The 21,027-nt window shown below is 41.4% G+C and carries 17 protein-coding genes and 1 other RNA gene; 9 read left to right on the top strand and 9 right to left on the bottom strand.

What is annotated here, in order from left to right; genetic code table 11:
* Positions 1–371: 371 nt before the first annotated feature.
* On the bottom strand, positions 372–1,157 hold the full coding sequence (locus tag QZT26_RS02425) for a uracil-DNA glycosylase (RefSeq protein WP_197705187.1): 786 nt from the start codon (positions 1,155–1,157) through the stop codon (positions 372–374).
* A gap of 11 nt (positions 1,158–1,168) precedes the next feature.
* Positions 1,169–2,167, bottom strand: coding sequence for a bifunctional oligoribonuclease/PAP phosphatase NrnA (locus QZT26_RS02420; RefSeq protein WP_099325542.1), 999 nt, complete (start codon positions 2,165–2,167; stop codon positions 1,169–1,171).
* Positions 2,168–2,374: 207 nt separating this feature from the next.
* Between QZT26_RS02420 and thiS the strand changes: the two genes are divergently transcribed.
* The 3 genes from thiS (at position 2,375) to hisF (ending at position 4,316) form a co-directional block, all read left to right on the top strand.
* Positions 2,375–2,611, top strand: coding sequence for a sulfur carrier protein ThiS (gene thiS / locus QZT26_RS02415; RefSeq protein WP_205713338.1), 237 nt, complete (start codon positions 2,375–2,377; stop codon positions 2,609–2,611).
* 19 nt (positions 2,612–2,630) lie between these two features.
* Positions 2,631–3,449, top strand: coding sequence for a thiazole synthase (locus tag QZT26_RS02410; protein ID WP_295100331.1), 819 nt, complete (start codon positions 2,631–2,633; stop codon positions 3,447–3,449).
* A 102-nt stretch (positions 3,450–3,551) separates the two neighbouring features.
* Positions 3,552–4,316 carry an imidazole glycerol phosphate synthase subunit HisF gene (hisF, locus tag QZT26_RS02405; protein WP_099325539.1) on the top strand — a complete coding sequence of 255 codons (765 nt, stop codon included), beginning with the start codon at positions 3,552–3,554 and terminating at the stop codon, positions 4,314–4,316.
* Between the two features lie 177 nt (positions 4,317–4,493).
* Here the strand turns inward: hisF and rnpB are convergent.
* The 4 genes from rnpB to dnaG form a co-directional block, all read right to left on the bottom strand.
* Positions 4,494–4,879, bottom strand: an RNA gene (gene rnpB, locus QZT26_RS02400) — RNase P RNA component class A.
* A 9-nt stretch (positions 4,880–4,888) separates the two neighbouring features.
* Positions 4,889–5,617, bottom strand: a complete 729-nt coding sequence (locus QZT26_RS02395; RefSeq protein WP_099325538.1) for a C4-type zinc ribbon domain-containing protein — start codon at positions 5,615–5,617, stop codon at positions 4,889–4,891.
* 53 nt (positions 5,618–5,670) lie between these two features.
* The gene (gene rpoD, locus QZT26_RS02390; protein ID WP_099325537.1) at positions 5,671–7,326 is read right to left on the bottom strand and encodes an RNA polymerase sigma factor RpoD; all 1,656 of its coding nucleotides are present in this window, start codon (positions 7,324–7,326) and stop codon (positions 5,671–5,673) included.
* Between the two features lie 270 nt (positions 7,327–7,596).
* Positions 7,597–9,396, bottom strand: coding sequence for a DNA primase (gene dnaG, locus QZT26_RS02385; RefSeq protein WP_099325536.1), 1,800 nt, complete (start codon positions 9,394–9,396; stop codon positions 7,597–7,599).
* Between the two features lie 212 nt (positions 9,397–9,608).
* Between dnaG and nuoE the strand changes: the two genes are divergently transcribed.
* The 3 genes from nuoE to QZT26_RS02370 are packed head-to-tail and all read left to right on the top strand — an operon-like array spanning position 9,609 to position 13,922.
* Positions 9,609–10,067: an NADH-quinone oxidoreductase subunit NuoE gene (gene nuoE / locus QZT26_RS02380; protein WP_099325535.1), complete on the top strand. Its 459-nt coding sequence runs from the start codon at positions 9,609–9,611 to the stop codon at positions 10,065–10,067.
* A complete protein-coding gene (nuoF, locus tag QZT26_RS02375; protein ID WP_099325534.1) occupies positions 10,054–11,838 on the top strand; it encodes an NADH-quinone oxidoreductase subunit NuoF in 1,785 nt (594 codons plus the stop codon). Before nuoE ends, nuoF begins: the two co-directional genes overlap by 14 nt.
* 2 nt (positions 11,839–11,840) lie before the next feature.
* Positions 11,841–13,922, top strand: coding sequence for an FAD-dependent oxidoreductase (locus tag QZT26_RS02370; RefSeq protein WP_099325533.1), 2,082 nt, complete (start codon positions 11,841–11,843; stop codon positions 13,920–13,922).
* A gap of 557 nt (positions 13,923–14,479) precedes the next feature.
* On the opposite strand, the gene QZT26_RS02365 is transcribed toward QZT26_RS02370, so the two are convergent.
* From QZT26_RS02365 to QZT26_RS02355, 3 genes are all read right to left on the bottom strand, one after another.
* Positions 14,480–15,655, bottom strand: a complete 1,176-nt coding sequence (locus QZT26_RS02365; protein WP_099325532.1) for a pyridoxal phosphate-dependent aminotransferase — start codon at positions 15,653–15,655, stop codon at positions 14,480–14,482.
* A gap of 209 nt (positions 15,656–15,864) precedes the next feature.
* Positions 15,865–17,262 carry an FAD-linked oxidase C-terminal domain-containing protein gene (locus QZT26_RS02360; protein ID WP_099325531.1) on the bottom strand — a complete coding sequence of 466 codons (1,398 nt, stop codon included), beginning with the start codon at positions 17,260–17,262 and terminating at the stop codon, positions 15,865–15,867.
* Between the two features lie 712 nt (positions 17,263–17,974).
* Positions 17,975–18,202, bottom strand: a complete 228-nt coding sequence (locus QZT26_RS02355) for a hypothetical protein (RefSeq protein ID WP_157820559.1) — start codon at positions 18,200–18,202, stop codon at positions 17,975–17,977.
* 115 nt (positions 18,203–18,317) lie between these two features.
* Here QZT26_RS02355 and QZT26_RS02350 point away from each other — a divergent pair, with 115 nt between their 5' ends.
* The 3 genes from QZT26_RS02350 (at position 18,318) to QZT26_RS02340 (ending at position 21,021) form a co-directional block, all read left to right on the top strand.
* Positions 18,318–18,506 (top strand): hypothetical protein, encoded by a 189-nt coding sequence (locus tag QZT26_RS02350; RefSeq protein WP_099325530.1) that lies wholly within the window; start codon positions 18,318–18,320, stop codon positions 18,504–18,506.
* Positions 18,507–18,699: 193 nt separating this feature from the next.
* On the top strand, positions 18,700–19,482 hold the full coding sequence (locus QZT26_RS02345; RefSeq protein WP_295100320.1) for a J domain-containing protein: 783 nt from the start codon (positions 18,700–18,702) through the stop codon (positions 19,480–19,482).
* 303 nt (positions 19,483–19,785) lie between these two features.
* Positions 19,786–21,021: an ABC transporter substrate-binding protein gene (locus QZT26_RS02340; protein ID WP_230405707.1), complete on the top strand. Its 1,236-nt coding sequence runs from the start codon at positions 19,786–19,788 to the stop codon at positions 21,019–21,021.
* Positions 21,022–21,027: the final 6 nt, after the last annotated feature.

Below are 21,027 nucleotides of genomic sequence, written 5' to 3'. Positions count from 1 at the left end.
AAAGCCTCGACAAAGAATCAAATACCGCAAACAAGCCGCAGGGACAAACAATGTCCCTGCGGCTTGTTTCATTTATAAAGCAGGCATGAAGTCACACCTTGATCTGTGATTATCTGGCAGTAATGATGAATACCATACATACTAATCACTAATCAAGGTGCGACTCTTTCTTTTCCTCTTTTCTTCAGTCGAATGATCACAGAGGTTATTTATTAGAGGATAAAAACAGAAAATTATGCTAATTTCCACCATTTTATTTGTTTTATCAGCGTTCCCGGCGCCCTCTGTGGTGAACTATTACAGAGTTGGAAGATGTTTTTCACGATTTTGTGGGACAATAAAACGGTATTTTGTTTTATCTCATTATCGACTTACTTATTATTCAATTCTTTTAAAAGATCCCGAATCTTTTTCATATCTTCCCAAACCTTTGCTTTTTCGCCAGGATTTCTCAGGAGATATGCCGGGTGAAAAGTAGCCATGGTGGGAATGCCTTTATAATCATGGAATTTACCGCGAAGGAAACCGATAGGTTCTTTTGTGTTAAGTAACGTCTGGGCAGCAAAAGTACCCATGGCACACAATACTTTAGGTTTTATTATATCAATTTGTTTCGTAAGCACGGGGATACACAGGGCAATTTCATCAGTAAGCGGGTTGCGATTACCCGGAGGCCGGCATTTCAATATATTTGCAATATAAACATCACTGCGTTTCATATCGATTGCTTCTATTATTTTTGTAAGGAGCTGGCCTGCCCTGCCAACAAATGGTTCTCCCTGAAGATCTTCATCACGCCCTGGCGCCTCGCCAACAAACATGAGACTGGCCATGGGGTTTCCTGCGCCAAACACCAGATTTGTCCTCGTTTCGCCGAGAGGACATTTGTGACAAACCAGCGTTTCGTTTTTGAGTTCTTCCAGCAATTTTGCCTTGCCTTCTTTTGGGCGTGTCGTTAAGGGTTTTTTATCGTTCGATTCTGTTTGGGGTGCAGAAGTTTTTGGCATATCATTTTTCTGTGTAATTGTTGTGGTGGATCTTACCCGATTGTTTTGTGCGTTAAGGGAAATTACCTCTACCCCGAATGTTTCTTCAAATGCCAGTCTCGCTTTGAGGTCTTTTATGATACCTGCTAATTCGGTTTTTAAATCCGGCAAATGCATTGATTCTAATAAGAGCCTTCCTGTAAAGCTTTTTTAATTTCCCCGAGTATTAATCGCTGCGCATCTTTAATGCTTCCTTCTATTTCACAGCCTGAAGCGTATTTGTGCCCCCCTCCGCCAAATTTCATTGCAATCTTGTTTACATTAAAACCGTTTCTGCTCCGCATACTTACTTTGACAAAATGAGATGACGTCACATCGCGGAATAATATCCCCACAGAAACCCCATCTATTGAAACAGGGATATCCGCAAATTCGTGTGTATCGATAGGATCAACCTTTGCTTCTTCCAGCATTTCTTTTGTAAGGAATACGGTAGCAACCTTATTATCCAAATGCAGTTCTATTGTATTAAGCGCTTGCGCGTACAATTGCAATAAGCGAAAGGAATTTGTGTTGTAAACATTTTTAGATATTTCCGCATGTCTTGCCCCATGCTCCAGAAGAAATGCCACCGCCAGAAAGACAGCCGGAGTCGTATTGCTATGGGTGAATCTTCCGGTATCGGTCACAATAGCAATATATATCGCCGTGGCAATATCAGGGGTAATGGTAATATCCATTTCTTTAATAAGGGATAATATCATTTCTCCTGTGGAACTCATATCTTCAAGCACCCAGTTGATGTCACCAAAAAGCTCATTTGATATGTGGTGATCGATGTTTATTATGGCGGCGTCTTTTGGCACGAAATCAGCAATCTTTCCAATTCTGGCAAGCGTAGGACAATCCAGACAGAAAACTACTTCTGGTTTTTCTGAAGGAATATCCGGATAAATATACATTCCGGAGGTAGGGGCGATCCATTTATAAATATTGGGAACGATAGATTCGTTCACAATGTAAACAGATTTATTCAATTGTCTAAGGACATAAAAAAGGGCTATTTCTGAACCCAGCGCATCTCCATCTGCACGGACATGCGTGGTAATATAGAAACGTTTATGCTGATTGATTATTTTGACGATTTCGTCTTTACGTAGGGTCGTGTCGGAAGGTTTCATTTTTCATATATGGTATTTTTAAAATAATGAACAAACCGGATTTTAAAACAGTTGCAACTTATTGTCAAACCCTTTGCAAAACTTCTTTTCAGGCCGTTCTTTTCACTTGCATTTCATTTTTATATACATTAACATTTTTGCCTGAGAATTTATTGTAGTGTTGTAGGAAACTCCCCATTTTATAGCGGGGTGGGAGGAGAATTTGTGATGGATAAAAAAGACATCTGCGGCCAGGAAGAAAGAATGAGAATTACCTTAAACGGTGAAATAAAAGAATGTCCTGCGGGGACTACTATCGACAAACTGCTGGAGTTGTATACTATAGATAAGCATCGCACTGCGGTAGAGTTAAATGCACAAATTATCCCGCGCAAGGAGCTTTCTTCCCGAATAGTAAAAGATACAGACGTGCTGGAAGTGGTTACTTTTGTAGGCGGCGGTTAATACAAAAAAAAGAGGGAACATGGATAAACAGTTAAAGATCGGCACTCGTGAATTTACATCCAGGCTTAGAGGGAACATGGATAAAAGGTTAACGATCGGCAGTCGTAAATTTACATCCAGGCTTTTCGTTGGCACTGGGAAATACCCCACTCTTGATATAATGGCAAAGGCTTTAGAGGCTAGCGGCGCTGAAGTGATTACAGTTGCTGTCAGAAGAGCAAAAATCAACGAATCGGAATCCCTGTTCGATTACATTGATACAAATAAATACACAATTTTGCCCAACACGGCAGGATGTTATTCTGCCGATGAAGCAATCAGGGTTGCACACCTTGCCCGTGAAACAGGGCTATCCGACATGATTAAGCTGGAAGTTCTCGGCGACGAGAGAACGCTTTTGCCTGATCCTATAGATACACTGAAAGCAACAAAGGTATTGGTCAATGAAGGTTTTACCGTACTGGTATACACTTCTGACGATCCTATTGTTGCGAAAAAACTGGAAGATGCCGGAGCTACCTGCGTTATGCCTGCAGGTTCTCCTATTGGGTCAGGACAGGGCATCCTTAACAGAAACAATATAAGGATTATTCTTGAATCCGCCAAAATCCCCATCATTGTTGACGCAGGTGTTGGTACTGCATCAGATGTTGCAATGGCGATGGAGCTTGGCTGTGAAGGCGTGCTGTTGAATACAGGCATTGCCCATGCAAAAGATCCTGTGAAGATGGCAATAGCCATGAAATTGGCCTGCGAAGCGGGTCGTTTTGCCTATCTTGCCGGCCGTATCCCTAAAAAACTTTACGCAAATGCAAGCAGTCCAGAAAAGGATTTTTAATCTTTTTCCCGTCAGATCATTTTCATGTGCTCCAACATTGTTAACCCTCAAAAAACAATTACTACTTCCCTTCCTATTATGAATAGGGACAATTAAATAAATATGCTTGCGAAAAGAATCATACCTTGCCTTGACGTCAAAGACGGGCGTGTCGTGAAAGGAACAAATTTTGTAAACCTGAAAGATGCAGGCGACCCGGTAGAAATAGCCTCTTTATATGATAAAGAAGGCGCTGACGAATTAACCTTTCTTGACATTACTGCGTCTCATGAGAAAAGGGATATTATTCTGGATGTTGTACGAAAGACGGCAGAACAGGTATTTATTCCCTTTACTGTAGGGGGAGGGATTAGAAACATTGAGGATATTCGCCGGTTATTAAATGCAGGCGCTGACAAGGTTTCAATTAACACCGCTGCGGTAAAAAATCCTGAATTTGTCACGGAAGCTTCCAGAAGATTTGGAAGGCAGTGCATCGTGGTTGCCATAGACGTTAAGCAGGTACCAAATAACGTAAAATGGGAGGTATATATCAATGGCGGCAGAACGCCAACCGGATTAGATGCCGTTCGCTGGGCAATTGAAATGGAGGAGAGGGGTGCGGGAGAGATACTTCTTACCAGTATGGATCATGACGGTACGAAAGACGGATACGGCATTGAGTTGAACAAAACGATCTCGGAATCAGTAAACATACCGATTATTGCATCTGGTGGCGCCGGAAAACGAGAACATTTTTATGATGTCTTCACCGTGGGAAAGGCGGATGCTGCCCTGGCGGCATCGATATTTCATTACAGAGAAATTTCTATGCGGGAAGTAAAAGAGTATTTAATCGGAAAGAATATCGCAATAAGGAGAGGATGACAACATAAACATCGGTGGTATACATGCATCTATAAAAATAAACCCATGAACATTTTGAATACATCAACATACCTTGCCAGAATATGAAAAATGTTGGTAAGGATATGCAAAAAAGAGGTTTTTACATCACAACAATATAAATCCCCTGCGGCAGTTTCACGCCGCAGGGGATTTATTGGTAAAAGTAGACAATAAGCCGAGTCTTGTCGTGGGTGATCATTCATCTAGCCTCGTTGTTGCCAGCGAGATCTAACGGCCTACCCGAAGGTATAGCGAAGCGGGCAGCTTCATCCCTCCCTATTTGGCCTTTCTCCCAGTGGGGTTTGCCATGCCTCCAACGTCGCCGCCGGAGCGGTGGGCTCTTACATTAAGCCTTTCGGCCCCGCCATTTCACCCTTATCCCATCGAAAAAAAGATGAGACGGTATATTTTCTGTTGCACTTTCCTTCCCGTCGCCGGGACTCCGCGTTACGGAGCACTGCGCCCTATGGAGCTCGGACTTTCCTCCCGTCCAATAATAAATCCGAAGATTCATTATAACCGGCGATCACCTCGTCTACTTTTATACTTTTTTATAATTCTTCCCGATCATTGCTGCCGTCATCCAAATATAAAATGCGGCCGCAACTGTGGCAGTACGTGATATCTTTATTCGACATAAGCAGGTTGATTGTTTGAGAGGTAACGGACATGAAACAACTCTGGCATACCTTATTTACGACACCCACTACAGCAATGCCGTCCTTATTGTTTGTCAATCTGTCATATTGTTGCAATGTATTATTATCGAGGAGCGCTGCGAATTTATTCCGTTTTTCTTTGAGCGCTACAATTTCTGCATCCATTGCTTTCATATCAGTTTCTACCTTCTTTTGAAGTTCTATTAAAAGAACTTCTTCATGCTCAATTTCTTTTTCAAACGTGCTTTGCCGTTGCTGCATTTCCTCAAGCTTTGTTATCATTCCAAGTATGGCGTCTTCTATGAGAGATTTATCCGCTTCCTTCCCCCCGATCTCCGTCTTAAACGCACTGAATTCTTTATTCGTTTTTGCCTGATTCATCTGTACGTTTAATTTATCAATTTCTCCCTCTTTCGTTTTCAGTTCGAGTTCTTTCATGCCAATGTTCTTTTGATAATTCTTTATATCCCGCACAATATCTGCCAGCTCGTCCCTCTTTTTTTTAATTTCGCCCTTCTTTTTCTCTATATCATGGGCTCTGTATAGCTTATCGCCTTCCAACCTTTTCAGCTTGCTATCTATTGATTGTAATCTGCGAAGCGTCTCTATTTTTTCACTCATTGATTTCCCATCACTTTTATGAATAGTCCATATTGGATTTACTAAATCACATTTTAAATAGTACTGCCAATGCCATCCAAAAACCCTTCCAGCTTTCTGCTTCTGATCGGATGCTGTAATTTCCTCACCGCTTTTGCCTCTATTTGCCGCACTCTTTCTCTTGTTACCTTAAAAATCTTTCCAACTTCTTCCAGTGTATATGTATAACCATCCCCTATGCCATAACGAAGTTTTATAATCTCCCTCTCACGGTATGTCAGCGTTTCCAGCACCGATTCAATCTTGTCTTTTAGCATTTCCTGTGTTGCCGCGGCAACCGGCGATTCTGCCTTTTCATCTTCAATAAAATCTCCGAAAGAACTGTCTTCGCTCTCGCCAACGGGACGGTCCAGCGAAATCTGATGCCGGGATATTTTCAGTACCCTTCTCGCCTCTGGCACGGAAATCTTTACCTCTCGTGCAATCTCTTCTATTGTAGGTTCCCGTCCTTTATCCTGTAACAGTTTTTTTGAAATATTACGTATCTTGCTCATGGTCTCGATCATATGTACAGGAATGCGGATAGTTCTCGCCTGATCCGCAATGGAGCGGGTAATGGCCTGCCGTATCCACCACGTTGCATAGGTGCTGAATTTATATCCGCGCCGGTATTCATACTTGTCCACTGCACGCATAAGCCCTGTGTTTCCCTCCTGAATAAGATCGAGAAAACTCAGGCCGCGATTCCTGTATTTTTTCGCAATGCTCACCACCAATCTAAGATTTGCCCCTGAAAGCTTTCTTTTTGCTGACTCATGTTCCTTGTAAATACTTTCGATAGAAAGCAGGCGCCGTTTCAAACGTTCGCCCGTCTCTAAAACGGTATTCTCCAGAGCCAGATATTGTTCCTCTAATTCCTTATAATGATTATTAGCTTTTGAGCGGCCATTTTTCTCTCCAATCTGTTGTTCAAGCTGCTCCATTTCGAGCGCGATCTCCTGGAGTCGCTTCATCATCGGTTGTATTCTTTTTGTTCGAATATTAATTTCTTCGAGACGGCGGATGCCCTTCCGTCTTCTATTCCGGATCGTTCTTAACAGCTTTATTTTTTCTTTCTCCGGTGTTTGTTTTCGTTTCAGCCGTTGATAATCTTCCTTATTTTTTTGAATAATTGACCGTAAATATTTTGCGCTTCTGGGAAACTCCTCCAGAATGTCATCTTTGTAATTTTCCACCATTGCGTCAACTTTTAGCGTACGGTCAAAGGAAAGCTCCCCATTGTTTACATCCTCAACTATCTTCAAACAGGTCTGCAAAGAAAGGTCAGAATGCAAAACCTTTTTCAAAAACCCACGACGTGTAATCTCTATTTTTTTTGCAAGCATGATTTCCTCATCCCGCGTAAGAAGTGGAATCTCTCCCATCTGGGTTAAATACATCCGAACGGGATCATCTATCTTCTCCGTAACAGTGGAAACCTCGCCAAATCCGAATTCGCTTTCCGAATAATGTTCTGCTTCTTCAGAATCAACAACTTCACGACCTTCAATATCCGCCTCGTCAATCAGATCGATTCCCAGTTCGTCCAGCATCATCAATATATCGTCTATTTTTCCTGGTGGAATCTCTGCATCATCAGGCAACATATCGTTGAGTTCTTCGTAGGTTAAATACCCTTTTTCTTTACCCTTTTGCGTAAGTAGTTTGATTTTTTGATTCAAGTTTTCCATTCAGAGATTAGACCTCCCTATACTATTCATCTCATCCTATAAAATAAAGCGGGGAAATATTCATTTAGCCTGCCCACTTAAACTTTATTTCATAATTTTAATGCAATTAAAAATGACGCTCGTATATCGCTTCGGCAAAATGTTTACCCATACCCTCATTGCAAGCGCCATGAAAGCACTCTTAAGTCTTTTGAGAAACAAGAGATTGCTTCGCCGTACCACTCTTTGCAATGACATTGTTTGGTGTATGCATTTTACAGAAACGAGATACTAGGGTTTATTTTTTAACGCGTGAATATTTCTGCTCTTTTTATGATATTCTTCCAGCAGCATAACAATATCTTCTTCTTTATGAGAAGACCGTGCAGTTTCCAGCATCTTTTTCTTTGTAATATGAATATCCTTTCTTCTGTTTCGTCTTTTGAAGAAAAGAATACATGCCTCCAATCTATCTCTGTAATCGGTCATGTCTTGAAATTCCCGGGTGGTAACAATGTCAACCAGCAACTTATTCAGCCGCGCTTCGCCAATTGAATGCAGTACATCTTCTTCTTTGACGGCCTTGTTTTTCTGATATATTTCTACTATTCTTCCCGCTATCTCAAGGAAATCTTTGTTATCAAACTCTTCCGGAATCTTTTCGTTTATTATCCGTGGTATAAGGCTGTTGCAAGATAACATCAAATATAAAATTTCCCGTTCAGCCATAGAAGAAGCATCCAGCCTCTGCTTTGTTTTCTGGTTATTGTTGTTGGCAGGAACAGAAAGAGGCCTTTTAACATTTTTTATATGTGACCACAAGGCTGCTTCATCGATAGACATTTCTTCTGAAATTAATTTGATAAGCAGGTTGCGTTTTATAGCATCAGGCGTCTTCATGGCTGTAGCAAGCACATTGTTAAGAGCATTTGCCTTGCCATGTACGGTGGACATGTCCCATTTAGTTGCGGCAAATTCTATTTTAAAGTGAAAAAAGTCCTTTGCACTATCAATATATGATAAGAACTTTTCGGGACCTTCCGCCAGCAAAAAATCACATGGGTCATATCCCTTCGGCAATTGGGCAATTTTTACATCAAATTCTTCTTCGATAAAGATATCCAGGTTTCTGTCCGAAGATTTTTGGCCGGCACTGTCTGCGTCTAAAAGGAGTATTACCCGACTGCAATATTGTCTCAAACTCCTGAGATGTTGTTTTGAGATAGCAGTCCCAAGAACCGCCACAGCCCATTCTATCCCATGCTGATGCGCCATTATTACATCGGTGTACCCTTCCATGAGAATTACTTTTTGTTTTTTTAAGATGGCACTTTTCGCAATATCAATGCCGTACAATATATTACTCTTGTTAAAAAGAACCGTCTCCGGGGAGTTTAAATATTTTGGGAGGGAATCATCCAGCGCCCGCCCTCCAAAACCCACCACCTGCTTTCTTATATCCAGTATTGGAAATATCAGTCTGTCCCGAAAACGGTCATAGTAAGAATCGCGCTCCTTTTTTTGTATAATTAATCCTGCCTGTTGCAACTGGTACATCGAAACATTGCCCCCTTTGCACATTTTTACTAACGAATCCCATTCTGCCGGAGCATAACCAATGCAAAAGTTTTTGATGGAGTGGTCATTTATCTTCCGTTTCAACAAATAGTCTCTGGCCTTTTTCCCCTTCATTGCATCAAGCAACATCTTCTGATAGAAGGTTGCGGCAAACCTGGTTGTTTCGTACAGATGCGTCTTTTTTGAAGATGAAAGGGACGTTTCTTTCGCATATATTTGGGTAAGGTCGACACGTGATTTTGAGGCTACCAGTTTCACGGCCTCCACAAAATCCATCCCTTCCTGTTTCATGACAAATTGAAAAACGGTACCACCTTCCCCACACCCAAAACACTTGAAAAGTTTCTTATCCGGGTTAACAAAAAAAGAAGGTGTTTTTTCTGAATGGAAAGGACACAAGCCAATAAACGCCTTTCCGCTTTGCTTTAACTGAATGTATTCTGAAATGATCTGAACTATGTCTGCGGCAAACTGAATTTCCGCAATCTTTTCTTGTGGAATAAAATGTACCATTGAATTGGAGATAGGTAAGATGAATTATTTTGTTTGCGCTATCCTAAAACTTTTTAATTATATCAAGATAACAATTAATGTCAATACATTGGGACATAATTGTCAAGACAATTTAAAACACTTGTAATTCTATAATTTTGTGATTTAATAATAGAGTTTATCGATCAAAACCAAACTTCCCTGTCATCCTGTAAAGGCATAATGGTGCAAAAATGTCCCAATCCAATGTTAAAAAATATTTAGAAATCTGCGGCAATACAAAAGAAGCTTCTATTCCCATTTTACAGTCGATTCAGGAAGAGTATGGATACCTTCCTCTTGATGTTTTAGATCAGGTTTGTGAGGAGTCGGAGATAACAAAATCCCATCTCTATGGCGTAGCCACGTTTTATGCACAGTTTAAATTAACCCCCAAAGGGAGAAATGCCATTAAAGTGTGCAAAGGCACCGCCTGCCATGTGAAAGGCGCTGATATTACCATTGTAGCGATGAAAGACCAACTGGGCATTGATATTGACCAAACAACGGAAGATGGAGCGTTTTCCATGGAAACGGTGGCTTGTCTAGGGTGTTGCTCTCTTGCCCCTGTAATTATGATTAATGAAGATGTATTTGGTGGATTTTCATCAGCAAAAGTGCGGGGGACGCTAAAGAAATATGGAAAAGAATAATCAGCACATAAGATTTGTAATTGGTTTAGGAAGTTGTGGCATAGCAGCAGGGGCTAAGGATCTCTATGGAGAATTAGCCTCAAAAATTGAAAACAATCCCGATGTTTCTTTAAGCCACACATCATGCAATGGAATGTGTTTTAAAGAACCAATCCTGGAAGTTTTTTATCCCGATGGCAACCATCTGATGATGGGAAACGTTCATAAAAAAGATTTAGACAAGATATTGGATCCCCTCCTTAATCAGGGCGCAATTGATGAAAAATTCATCATCGAAGATTCAAGTAAGCCAGACAGAAGAGAAGATTTTCGGCAGAAACAGCATAAGATTGTTTTAGAAAACTGCGGTATTATCGATCCTGACGATATTGCGCCCTATATTAAAAAAGGCGGCTATGAGGCAGTTAAAAAAGTTTTGGGAACTATGTCTCCGCAACAGGTTATCGAGGAGATAAAGACTTCCGGATTAAGGGGCAGGGGCGGTGCTGGATTTCCAACAGGTCTTAAATGGCAATTTGCCAGAAATAGCACCGGAGAAAAAAAATACATGATCTGCAATGCAGACGAGGGTGATCCCGGCGCATTTATGGACAGGGCAGTTTTGGAAGGCGACCCACACAAGGTAATTGAGGGATTGATAATTGGTGGATATGCAATTGGTGCAGAACATGGTTATGTGTATGTTCGCGCCGAGTATCCTCTGGCGATAAAGCGGTTAAAATTAGCCATTAGTCAGGCAACAGAAAAAAACCTTTTAGGTCACAATATATTAAATAGTGAATTTTCTTTTCACTTAAAGATTAAAGAAGGTGCAGGCGCCTTTGTTTGTGGAGAAGAAACAGCGCTGATTGCCTCTATAGAGGGCGAACGCGGACATCCAAGATTAAAACCACCTTTTCCTGCAGGATCAGGATTGTGGGGGTATCCTACGAATATAAATAATGTTGAAACACTGGCTTCAGTACCATGGATTATCAATAATGGCGCGAAAATATATGCCTCATACGGAACGGAAAAAAGCAAGGGAACGAAGGTTTTTTCACTGGCGGGAAAAATTGCCAGAGGTGGACTTATTGAGGTTGATATGGGAACTCCTTTACGAGATATCATATACACCATTGGTGGGGGGACATCTTCAGGTAAACCTTTTAAAGCAGTTCAATTAGGCGGGCCTTCAGGTGGTTGTGTTCCGGAAAGGTTGCTTGATACGCCGGTAGATTATGAAAGTATCTCTGTAACAGGTGCAATTATGGGATCCGGCGGTATGGTAGTTATGGATGATGATACCTGTATTGTGGATGTCGCTAAATTTTTCCTTACTTTTACGCAAAACGAGTCATGCGGTAAATGTACCTTCTGCCGTATTGGAACTAAAAGGTTGCTTGAGATACTGGAAAAGATAACAGAAGGCAGAGGGGGTATGGCTGATTTGGATGAACTAGAGAGCCTTTCAGAAAAAGTCAAAGATCTTTCACTGTGCGGATTGGGAAAAACAGCCCCTAATCCTATTATGACCACACTCAAATATTTTAAAGATGAATATGTAGAACATATTAAAGAAAATAAATGCAGGGCTGGCGTATGTAAAGAACTCATCAAATTTTCGGTTATTGAGGAGGCATGTACTGGTTGCCACTTATGCTATAAAAACTGTCCGGTAGACGCTATAACCGGAGAGACGAAAAAGGTTCACCATATTGATCAGAAAATCTGTATTAAGTGTGGGATGTGTTATGAAGTCTGCAAATTTGACGCTATTTTAAAAGGATAATTATGTCAAACAAAGTCAACGTTACTATCGATGGAAAGGATTACCAGTTTGATACTGGTATGACCATATATGATGCGGCGAAATCGCTGGGGGTGGAAATCCCGACTCTTTGCCATAATGATAAAATATCGCATTACGGAAGTTGTTGGGTTTGTACGGTAGAGCAGAAAAGCGGTCGTGGGGGTATGGTGCCATCTTGTTCCACTAAATTGGAAAATGGCATGGTGGTGGAACTGGAAAACGAAAAGGTCCGGGCATCACGGAAGGCTGCGCTGGATTTACTCCTTTCAGATCATTTTGGCGATTGTTATGCGCCATGCAACCAAAAAGGCTGTCCTGCTAATATCAATATACAAGGTTTCCTTTTTTTAGAAGCAAGGGGGCTGTATAAAGAAGCGGCGAATCTTATTCGGGAAAAGGCACCTTTCCCAAATGTTTTGGGACGTGTTTGTCCAAGGCCATGCGAGGAAGTTTGCCGCCGTCAAAAAGTGGATAAACCGATATTAATTGGCATTCAAAAGCGCTATATTTCTGAAATGGAAGAAAAAGAAGGCGGCCCCTTTTTGCCGAAAACACCTCAAAAATCTTCAGGCAAAAAGGTAACGATTATAGGGGCGGGACCTGCCGGTCTTTCCGCAGCATACTATCTCAGATTACAAGGGCATGAAGTAACTATCTACGAACGCCATCCGAAACATGGAGGAATGTTACGTTACGGAATCCCATACTACAGGCTTCCAGAAAAAGTTATGGATTTGGAAGGAGACGCCATAATAAACCAGCTAGACGTCACTATTCATTATAATACGGAGGTAGGGAAGGATATTGATTTTGAAAAAATCATGCAGGATTCTGACGCAATCCTCCTGGCTGTGGGGGCTTCCAGGGCATCGTATATGAATATAGAAGGAGAGGATTTGCCAGGAGTTTTTTCTGGCATAGATTTGCTGGAAAAACTTGCTAAATATGAACCTGTAAATATTGGAAGGCGTGTGGTTGTTGCTGGGGGAGGAAGCACAGCAATGGACGCCGCAAGGGCTTCTGTGAGGTTGGGAGCAAAAGCAACTATTGTGTATCGGCGTACAGAAAAAGAAATGCCCGCCCATCATGCCGAAGTCCGGGATGCCTATGACGAGGGGGTGGATATTCAGGTATTAACCAATCCCATAAAAATAGAAAAATCTGGCAAAGGCCTTAAAATAATCTGCGTAAAGATGGAACTGAGTGAACCCGATGAGAGCGGAAGAAGGCGCCCCGTCACCTTAGAAGGCAGTGAATTTGCAATTGAGGCAGATTCGATTATTATGGCCATTGGCCAGAAAACGGACTTTTCTTTTGTTAAAAACAAGGCGGTGAATAAATGGGGCATGTTCGATACAAAAGGAAACAGCTACCAAACAGTTGCAGACCCAAGAATTTTTGTTGCCGGAGATTGTTACAAAGGGCCTGATCTTGCCGTTCGTGCAGTTGCAGATGCAAGAAAGGCCGCACAGTCAATAAATCAATTTCTTAACGGGGAAGAGGTGGTGGGAGAAAAAATCCGCTTCAGTTCCTATCCGGGCGACCTGGATACTTTGCCCGCTGAAATGTTTGAATCTTTTAAACCTGTTACAAGAAAAGAAATCGATTTGCTGCCGGTTGAAAAACGCCTTGGCAATTTTGAAGAAGTCGAATGTAGTTTTACCAGAGATGAGATGACAAATGAGGCGAATAGATGCCTGGAATGTGGATGTAATGTAGTGGACATTTGTTCGTTAAAGAAGCATTCTCAGAAATACCAGGCTGATCAGAACTTATATGTAGGTGAGAGAAGAACTTACAAAACCGATTATTCCCATGAAAAAATAAAGATGGAAATACATAAGTGTATAAATTGCAATGCTTGTGTGAGGGCCTGCGATGAAGTTAAAAAATGCTATATATTGGGCGATGCGGGAAGGGGATTTTCAACACGCATTACTCCCATGATAAATATTCCTTTAGGCGAGACTCACTGCGATGGTTGCGAGGAGTGTGTTAATGTTTGTCCGACTGCCGGAGTACGGATCGATAGGGATATTTATTTGACGAACACCTGCGAATGAGTAGGCGCAGTAGGTCTGTATCACCTCTTGGTTCGTGATTTCAGCATATCAAAAGTCATTTTAAGCCTTAGATTCTTTTCCATACCCGCTCGCATGCTATTTATCCTGCGGCTTACGCTTATTCCAGCATACATCCAATACCCATACCGGCACGACTATAGATCACCGCACGTTCACTTTTGTTTCTTTGCCCCCGAAAGCCTTCTGCCGTTTTTTTTCTCTAACTGTCTGCTTTGGATTGCTTTGTGAATCGTACTTGAATTGATATTTAATTTCTTGCCTGTTTCAGAAACACCCTGCCCTCTGTCCAGTCGCTTTTATACCTTTTCTCTTACCTCAGGTGTAAGCAGGTGGGCGGACATTGTTCGCACTGCCTGACGAAAAAATCCCTTCGGACCATGTTCTCTTAGCCGCTTTACCCTCAGCTTCACACTTATTGCTAAAACACCAAAGGCCTTTACTATTTGTTGTTGACACTCCTACAGTCGGCGGTCGGCCGATTGCCTATTGAGGACCGAGGACTGTTTTCGTGCTTGTTTGGTTCTGTTTGTCCCGGTTTAGGTATTTAGGAATTTCTCAAACCTATCCATCCCTTTTTCAATATTCTCCATTGACGTTGCATATGAAATCCTTATGTGTGCGTCAGCACCGAAAGGAGCACCGGGAACAAATGCAATGTGTGCCTTTTCTAGCAGGAGAGAGACGAGATCAAAAGAACCTTTTAAGGAGAGGTTTTCACAAAGACGGGATACATTGGGGAAGGCATAAAAAGCCCCTTGCGGCAATAAGCAGGAAATGCCTTTTATGGTATTAAGTCTTTCTACGATATATTTCCTGCGCCGGTCAAATTCTTTCACCATGACGGTTACCGACTCCTGACTGCCACGAAGGGCTTCAAGTCCTGCAAGCTGGGTAATAGAATTTGCACCGGAAGTGGTATGATCCTGAATATTGGTTGCCGCTTTAATTATTTTTTCAGGTCCCGCGGCATAGCCCAGACGCCAGCCGGTCATTGAATAGACTTTTGAAAACCCATTTACCGTTACAACTTTATTATAGCAGTCGTCATTAATCGCCGCCGGGCTGAAATGCGCAGCACCATCATAAAGAATTTTTTCATAGATTTCATCGGAAATTACATATAGTCCCTTTTCAACGGCAAACATAACTATTTCCCGCAATTCCTCTTCTGTATAAACCATGCCGGTAGGGTTGGAAGGGCTGTTCAAAAAAAGTAGTTTCGATTTGGGCGTAATAACCTTCGCCAGGGATTCCTTCGTAATCTTAAAACTATCTTTGTCAGTCGTTTCCAGGAAAACGGGCTTTGCCCCTGCCAATGTCACCATTTCCGGATAACTAACCCAATAAGGGGAGGGTATGATTGCTTCGTCTCCGGTATCGCATAGAACGAGTGCTATATTGCAAATAGATTGTTTTGCCCCTGCGGAAACAAGAATTTGTGATGAGGCGTATTTCAGGTGGTTGTCGTTAAAAAGTTTTTCACAGATCGCCTCTTTTAATTTTGGCACACCGGAAGTGGGGGTATATTTGGTAAAGCCGTTTTTAATAGCTTTTATGGCAGCGTTTTTAATATTTTCCGGCGTGTCAAAATCCGGTTCTCCGGCGCCAAAACCAATTACATCTTTGCCTTCAGCGGCCAATTGTTTTGCCTTGGCGGTAATGGCAAGGGTGGCTGATGCTTGTATCTCTCGCGCAACTCTTGATAATACCATAAAAAAAAAGACTCCTTCTCTAAACAAAAAATGAAAACATATATAAAATGGAAGACACTGCTCAACCCGAAGTGTTTATAAGTAGTGAATCAGTTTAGTATAGCAGGTAGCTTCGCCCCATAAGCGCTAACGTAAAACGCCAAATTAATCTAAATATGTACAGAAATCAGAGGTCCTAAACCGGAGACCGGGAATGGGCAGTGTAATTATTAAAAAAATTTGCCCGGATTTAATATTCCTTTTGGGTCAAACAAGCGTTTGATATCTTTCATAATCTGCAATTCCTGCGGCGCTATTTCAAGCGGCAGGAATTTTGATTTTACATTTCCAATGCCGTGTTCTCCGGAAATGGTTCCACCTAACCTGATAGTGCTGCGGATAATTTCATCAATCATTTTTTCCGCAAACGGACGGTCCCCTTCTTCCTCATACATAACATTTACATGGATATTGCCATCCCCGATATGTCCGAAATTTGCAGCCTTCAGGCGAGGGTAACGGGAGTTCGTGTCGTTAATAGCGTGAAGTATTTCTAATATCCGGCTTCGGGGAACACAAATGTCCTCATTGATTTTATACGGTGCGATTTTATAAAGAGCGGGCGAAAGAATGCGCCGAACCTCCCAGAGGTCATTGCGCTCTTTCGCATCACTTGCGGCGATAATCTTAATTGCGCGGTGTTCTGAAACAAACGTTTTTACCCGTGCAATTCCTTTTTGAACGCTTTTTTCTTCCCCGTCAATATCTATGATAAGGATTGCGTTTGCATCTTCCGGCAATTCGATTTCCTGCCGGTATCCTTTGATGCAATCGATGCTTGATTTGTCAATAAATTCAAGTGCACGGGGCAGAATATTGTGAGAGATGATGGTACTTGCTGATTCCACGGCGTCTTTTGGCGTAGGGAAAAAAACGAGAAGCGTTTCAATTTTTTCCGGCAATGGAATCAGTTTTACTGTGATTCTTGTAAAAATACCAAGCGTACCCTCAGAACCAACAAGGAGCCGGGTGATATCATATCCGGTAACGCTCTTAAGCGTTTTGCGTCCGGTATTAATAACACTTCCGTCGGCAAGAACCACTTCCAGTGCAAGGATGTAATCCCTTGTTACGCCGTATTTTAAACCGGTGATCCCACCAGCGCATTCCGCCACATTACCCCCGATAGTAGAGAATGCTGCACTTGCAGGGTCAGGGGGATAAAAAAGATTATATTTGGCAGCTTCTGTTTGTAATGTTTGTGTAACAACGCCGGGTTCTACGGTGGCAACAAGGTCTTCCGGAACGATTTCCAGGATACGGTTCATTTGGGCAAAGTCTAATACCATGCCGCCAAAGACAGGAACCGCGCCGCCGGTAAGTCCTGAGCCGGCTCCACGCGGATAAACCGGAATTTCATGTTCATTTGCGAGCCGCACCGCTTCCACAACGTGTTGCGTCGTCTGCGGCCGCACAACAATATCGGGAAGGTATTTTTGTTTTGAGCCGTCGTATGCATAGCATATCCGGTCTTCAAGGGCAATAAGGACGTTTTTTTCCCCTAAACATTTTCTTAATGGGGCAAGCAGGTTCGTTATTTCGGATTTACTGGCAGTACAGGATTTCATAGACAATGCCGGCAAAATGCTATTCGATATTAACGGTAAAGGAAGTAAATAAGTATTTATTTGACAGGAAATTAGGGGATTAATCTAGTATATTTGAAGAAATAAGTCAAATTATTTTCTCTTTGTGTGCATTAAGCCTATACATTATAAACTCCGGTATGGTCAGATGTTTTGCCAGACCGAGGAAAACAGGGGTTTTAGAAAAAGCATAGAAATGTCAGAAGAAGCCCAAAAAAAGACATGCATGGTTTGAGTATTACGAAAAATGCGGGACAAATGCGAGAAAAACGTGCAGGCATTTCGGTATTTCTCCCGATACGTTTTACCGGAGGAAGAAGCGTTATCGTCCGGGCGACCCCTCTTCCCTTGAGGATGAAAAAATCCCGCAGGCCAAAGCAGAAAAGGTGCTTATAGATACCCAGAGAAACAACTGACAGGATAAAAGTATTACTCGAAATATATTTTGTAAACAGTCATCATGTTGCATTTGCAACACCCAGAAACGATGAAAATGATTTTATAACCATATCATGTTGTAATATATGTACTTAAACTATTTTTTCTAGTCTTACTTTCGAGTTGGAAACATCTGGCATTTCTGTTTCTGTACCGGTTCAAATATATATGGCCATCCAAAAGGTCTCAGCTTGTCATTGCGAGGGTATCCGCCTTGTCATTGCGAGGGCTTTTTCCGAAGCAATCTCATAAACCGTCATAGAGACCCTTCCATCCTGTATTCATTAATTAATTCTATTTTTTTAGCCCTTGAGCCACCCTTAATTTGCTTCTCCCGCGATATGGCGTTTCTTACGTTACGAAATATCTCGTAGTATACTGATTGCTTCGGAAAAAGCCCTCGCAATGACAAGCTGAGACCCCTTGCAATGACAAGCTGATGCAATTGTAATGACAAAATAAGTCTTCCTTCATCATTTTGCATTTGCAACACCCAGAAACTATGAAAATGGTTTTATAGCCATATCATATTGCGGTACCTGTGTTTGAGCTATTTTTTGTAGTCTTATTTTCGAGCCGGTAAAAAAGAGATACAGGACTTGCTGAAGGAGGAGAACATTATCATCTCGCTACCGACACTGTACAGAATAATTAACCGGTTAGAAGCCGAGGGGCAACAATTTCTGCCGCAAAAGAGGAATGGAAAAAACGACCGGAAGATAAAGGGATACGAAGCATATCTTTCCCTTCCGAAGCTCTGGAATAATTGTCGGACGTCAAAGGCATAATGCATAGCGCAGCAAGGCCGCAACCAAAAAGTAGAGACGCACGCGTTCCTGCAATTTAATAGTGCCTGGCTATATGAAGTAAAATGTTTTATGGCTTGACAAGGCAAAAAAATTCTTTTATTGTAACGACAAAATCCTGTATGTTTTTTATTTCCTGTATACCAAGCAGTGATAATATGATAAAGGGGAAATAATGCCAGATATTATATCCGGAACAAAACTTCTCAATGATTGCCGTTTGTTATTTGGCCCTGACATTGTAAATATCACCAGTTTCTTGCAAAACATGTTGCCTTCCGAACTCAGGATGGTTTACAGGAAGAAGGTGCTGGAAACCCACCCGGACAGGGCTAAAATGCTGGGAAGGTTAGAATCCGATATGATACAGCATTTTAAAGAGATAGTTCTGGCGTATGAAAGACTAAATCTTTTCATAAAGAGCCAAAGTGCGAACGTGCTTATCGCCGGAAACAAAACAACAAAACAAAGGGAGGATGTACAAAAGACCGTAAGGCATACGGCACATTCTAAAAAGCAAAACAATGTTACAGAATTTTTTTACAAAGGCAGCATTCCAAAGCGGAAACTACTGATTGGTCAATATATGTATTATTCAGGCGCTATTTCGTGGAGGACATTGCTATCCGCTATTTTTTGGCAGAGGAAGCAAAGACCGCTTATCGGGCAGCTTGCAAGAGATTGGAATATTTTAACGACTGAAGATATACGAAACATCTTGACAACAAGAAACCATCGTGAAAAATTCGCTGAATACGCATGCCGGAACGGTTTTATAACACATTTTCAGTATTTGGCACTTCTGGGAAGACAGCGGAGGCTTCAGTGTCCTTTCGGCGAATATTTCCTGCAACAAAATATTTTAAACGTAAAAGAATTGGATGAATTAGTTAAAAAACATAAAGCATGGAATCGGGAGGCGAGAGAGGTTGTTAGTCCTGCCGGGCATAGTAGGTAGCACCTCTGTGACATTTTATTCTTACGTTCTGCACGAAAACCGGCAGGATATTAACTCTGACAGGGTTGTTTCTTTCCAAAAAATTGCTGCAATTCTGAAATAAAAATGTCGCTGTAATGGTAATTTAAGGATAAAAACGCCTCTTTTCTCCAATAAACAAATGTTTAAATTTTCAAAATGTTGGAACGGACAAGTATCACCAAGAGAGAAGACCAAAGATAAAACTACTATGTCTATAGGTAAACACAGAGATTTCAGTTGAAATTCAATATAAGACTAATTGCCGTATTATCAGTATATTTTTTGTTAGGGACTTGGATTGTTTATACATTTTTAAAACAGGAAAAAACTGATGAAATTGTTTTTAGTGTTGGCGCAGGTACAAAAGAAATTTCCTTTATCAGAGAAATAATTGCTGCGTATGAAAAAGAAAATCATGGAATAAAAGTAAAATTAAATGCCCTTCCCTCCCCCTCAGATCAACAACACCACTATTATCTCTCCACTTTAGACGCCGGAACCAAGTATGTAGATGTTATGCGAATCGATACCATTTGGATCCCTGAGTTCGCATCAGCACATTGGATTGAGCCTCTGAATGCCTATATTAACAGCAAAGAACGAGGTGCGTTCATTCCTGTAACGGAAAAAACGAATGTTTACAATAATACCCTTTATGCAATTCCCTGGAATATTAATATAGGACTTCTCTATTATAGGAAAGATTTACTGGAAAAATATCATCTTCCTCTGCCTGTTGACTGGGATCAGTTTGTGGCAGTATGTGAAAAGATTTCAGGAAAGGAGGATGTTTACGGATATTTATGGCAGGGCAAGCAGTATGAGGGTTTGGTTTGCAATTTTATAGAATTTATTGGCAGTAACAATGGTCAAATAATTGATGATACCGGAAATACTGTGATAGATTCTGCACAAAACAAAACAGCCCTCCAGCTTATGCATGATTTAATCTGGAAATATAAAATCTCTCCACAAAATACTTATAGCGAGCTAATGGAGGAATCTTCAAGGCATTTGTTCCAACAGGGTAAGGGACTTTTTTTGCGGAATTGGACATATGTGTGGGATTTATGCCAGGAAGACATAACACTGAAAGACAAAGTAGGTGTTGCCCTGTTACCAAAGTTTCCCGATGGATCGTTTGCTTCCGTATGTGGAGGATGGCATCTGGCAATAAATGCAAACTCCGGGAAAAAAGCACAGGCATGGAAATTAATTGAATTTTTAACCTCCGCCAAAGTTCAGAAAAGACTGGCAGAAAATGTATCGTGGGCGCCCACGAGAAGTTCCTTGTATAAAGATGCGGAGTTGATTGAAAAATTGCCCTTCCTCCCAATAGTAGAACAGTCGCTTGAAAATATACAAATGCGGCCAAATGTCCCGTATTATCAATGGATTAGCGACGTCTTGCAGAAATATCTCAGCAAGGTATTATCCCGTCAAATGGAAATTCAGGAGGCATTGCAGATCATGCAGGATAAAATAGAAAGGATTAAGGATGATTTTGCAAAGGAATAGATTCCC

Source organism: uncultured Candidatus Kuenenia sp., from assembly GCF_900696675.1.
Lineage (GTDB): Bacteria > Planctomycetota > Brocadiia > Brocadiales > Brocadiaceae > Kuenenia > Kuenenia stuttgartiensis_A.
The sequence above is the reverse complement of the archived record's forward strand: the minus strand, read 5'-3'. Positions and strand labels throughout refer to the sequence as shown.

Coding starts and splice junctions, on each gene's coding strand:
- QZT26_RS02420 (WP_099325542.1), bottom strand. CDS start 2,167: ATGAAACCTTCCGACACGACCCTACGTAAAGACGAAATCGTCAAAATA.
- thiS (WP_205713338.1), top strand. CDS start 2,375: ATGGATAAAAAAGACATCTGCGGCCAGGAAGAAAGAATGAGAATTACC.
- QZT26_RS02410 (WP_295100331.1), top strand. CDS start 2,631: ATGGATAAACAGTTAAAGATCGGCACTCGTGAATTTACATCCAGGCTT.
- hisF (WP_099325539.1), top strand. CDS start 3,552: ATGCTTGCGAAAAGAATCATACCTTGCCTTGACGTCAAAGACGGGCGT.
- QZT26_RS02395 (WP_099325538.1), bottom strand. CDS start 5,617: ATGAGTGAAAAAATAGAGACGCTTCGCAGATTACAATCAATAGATAGC.
- rpoD (WP_099325537.1), bottom strand. CDS start 7,326: ATGGAAAACTTGAATCAAAAAATCAAACTACTTACGCAAAAGGGTAAA.
- dnaG (WP_099325536.1), bottom strand. CDS start 9,396: ATGGTACATTTTATTCCACAAGAAAAGATTGCGGAAATTCAGTTTGCC.
- nuoE (WP_099325535.1), top strand. CDS start 9,609: ATGTCCCAATCCAATGTTAAAAAATATTTAGAAATCTGCGGCAATACA.
- nuoF (WP_099325534.1), top strand. CDS start 10,054: ATGGAAAAGAATAATCAGCACATAAGATTTGTAATTGGTTTAGGAAGT.
- QZT26_RS02370 (WP_099325533.1), top strand. CDS start 11,841: ATGTCAAACAAAGTCAACGTTACTATCGATGGAAAGGATTACCAGTTT.
- QZT26_RS02365 (WP_099325532.1), bottom strand. CDS start 15,655: ATGGTATTATCAAGAGTTGCGCGAGAGATACAAGCATCAGCCACCCTT.
- QZT26_RS02360 (WP_099325531.1), bottom strand. CDS start 17,262: ATGAAATCCTGTACTGCCAGTAAATCCGAAATAACGAACCTGCTTGCC.
- QZT26_RS02355 (WP_157820559.1), bottom strand. CDS start 18,202: ATGCAAAATGATGAAGGAAGACTTATTTTGTCATTACAATTGCATCAG.
- QZT26_RS02345 (WP_295100320.1), top strand. CDS start 18,700: ATGCCAGATATTATATCCGGAACAAAACTTCTCAATGATTGCCGTTTG.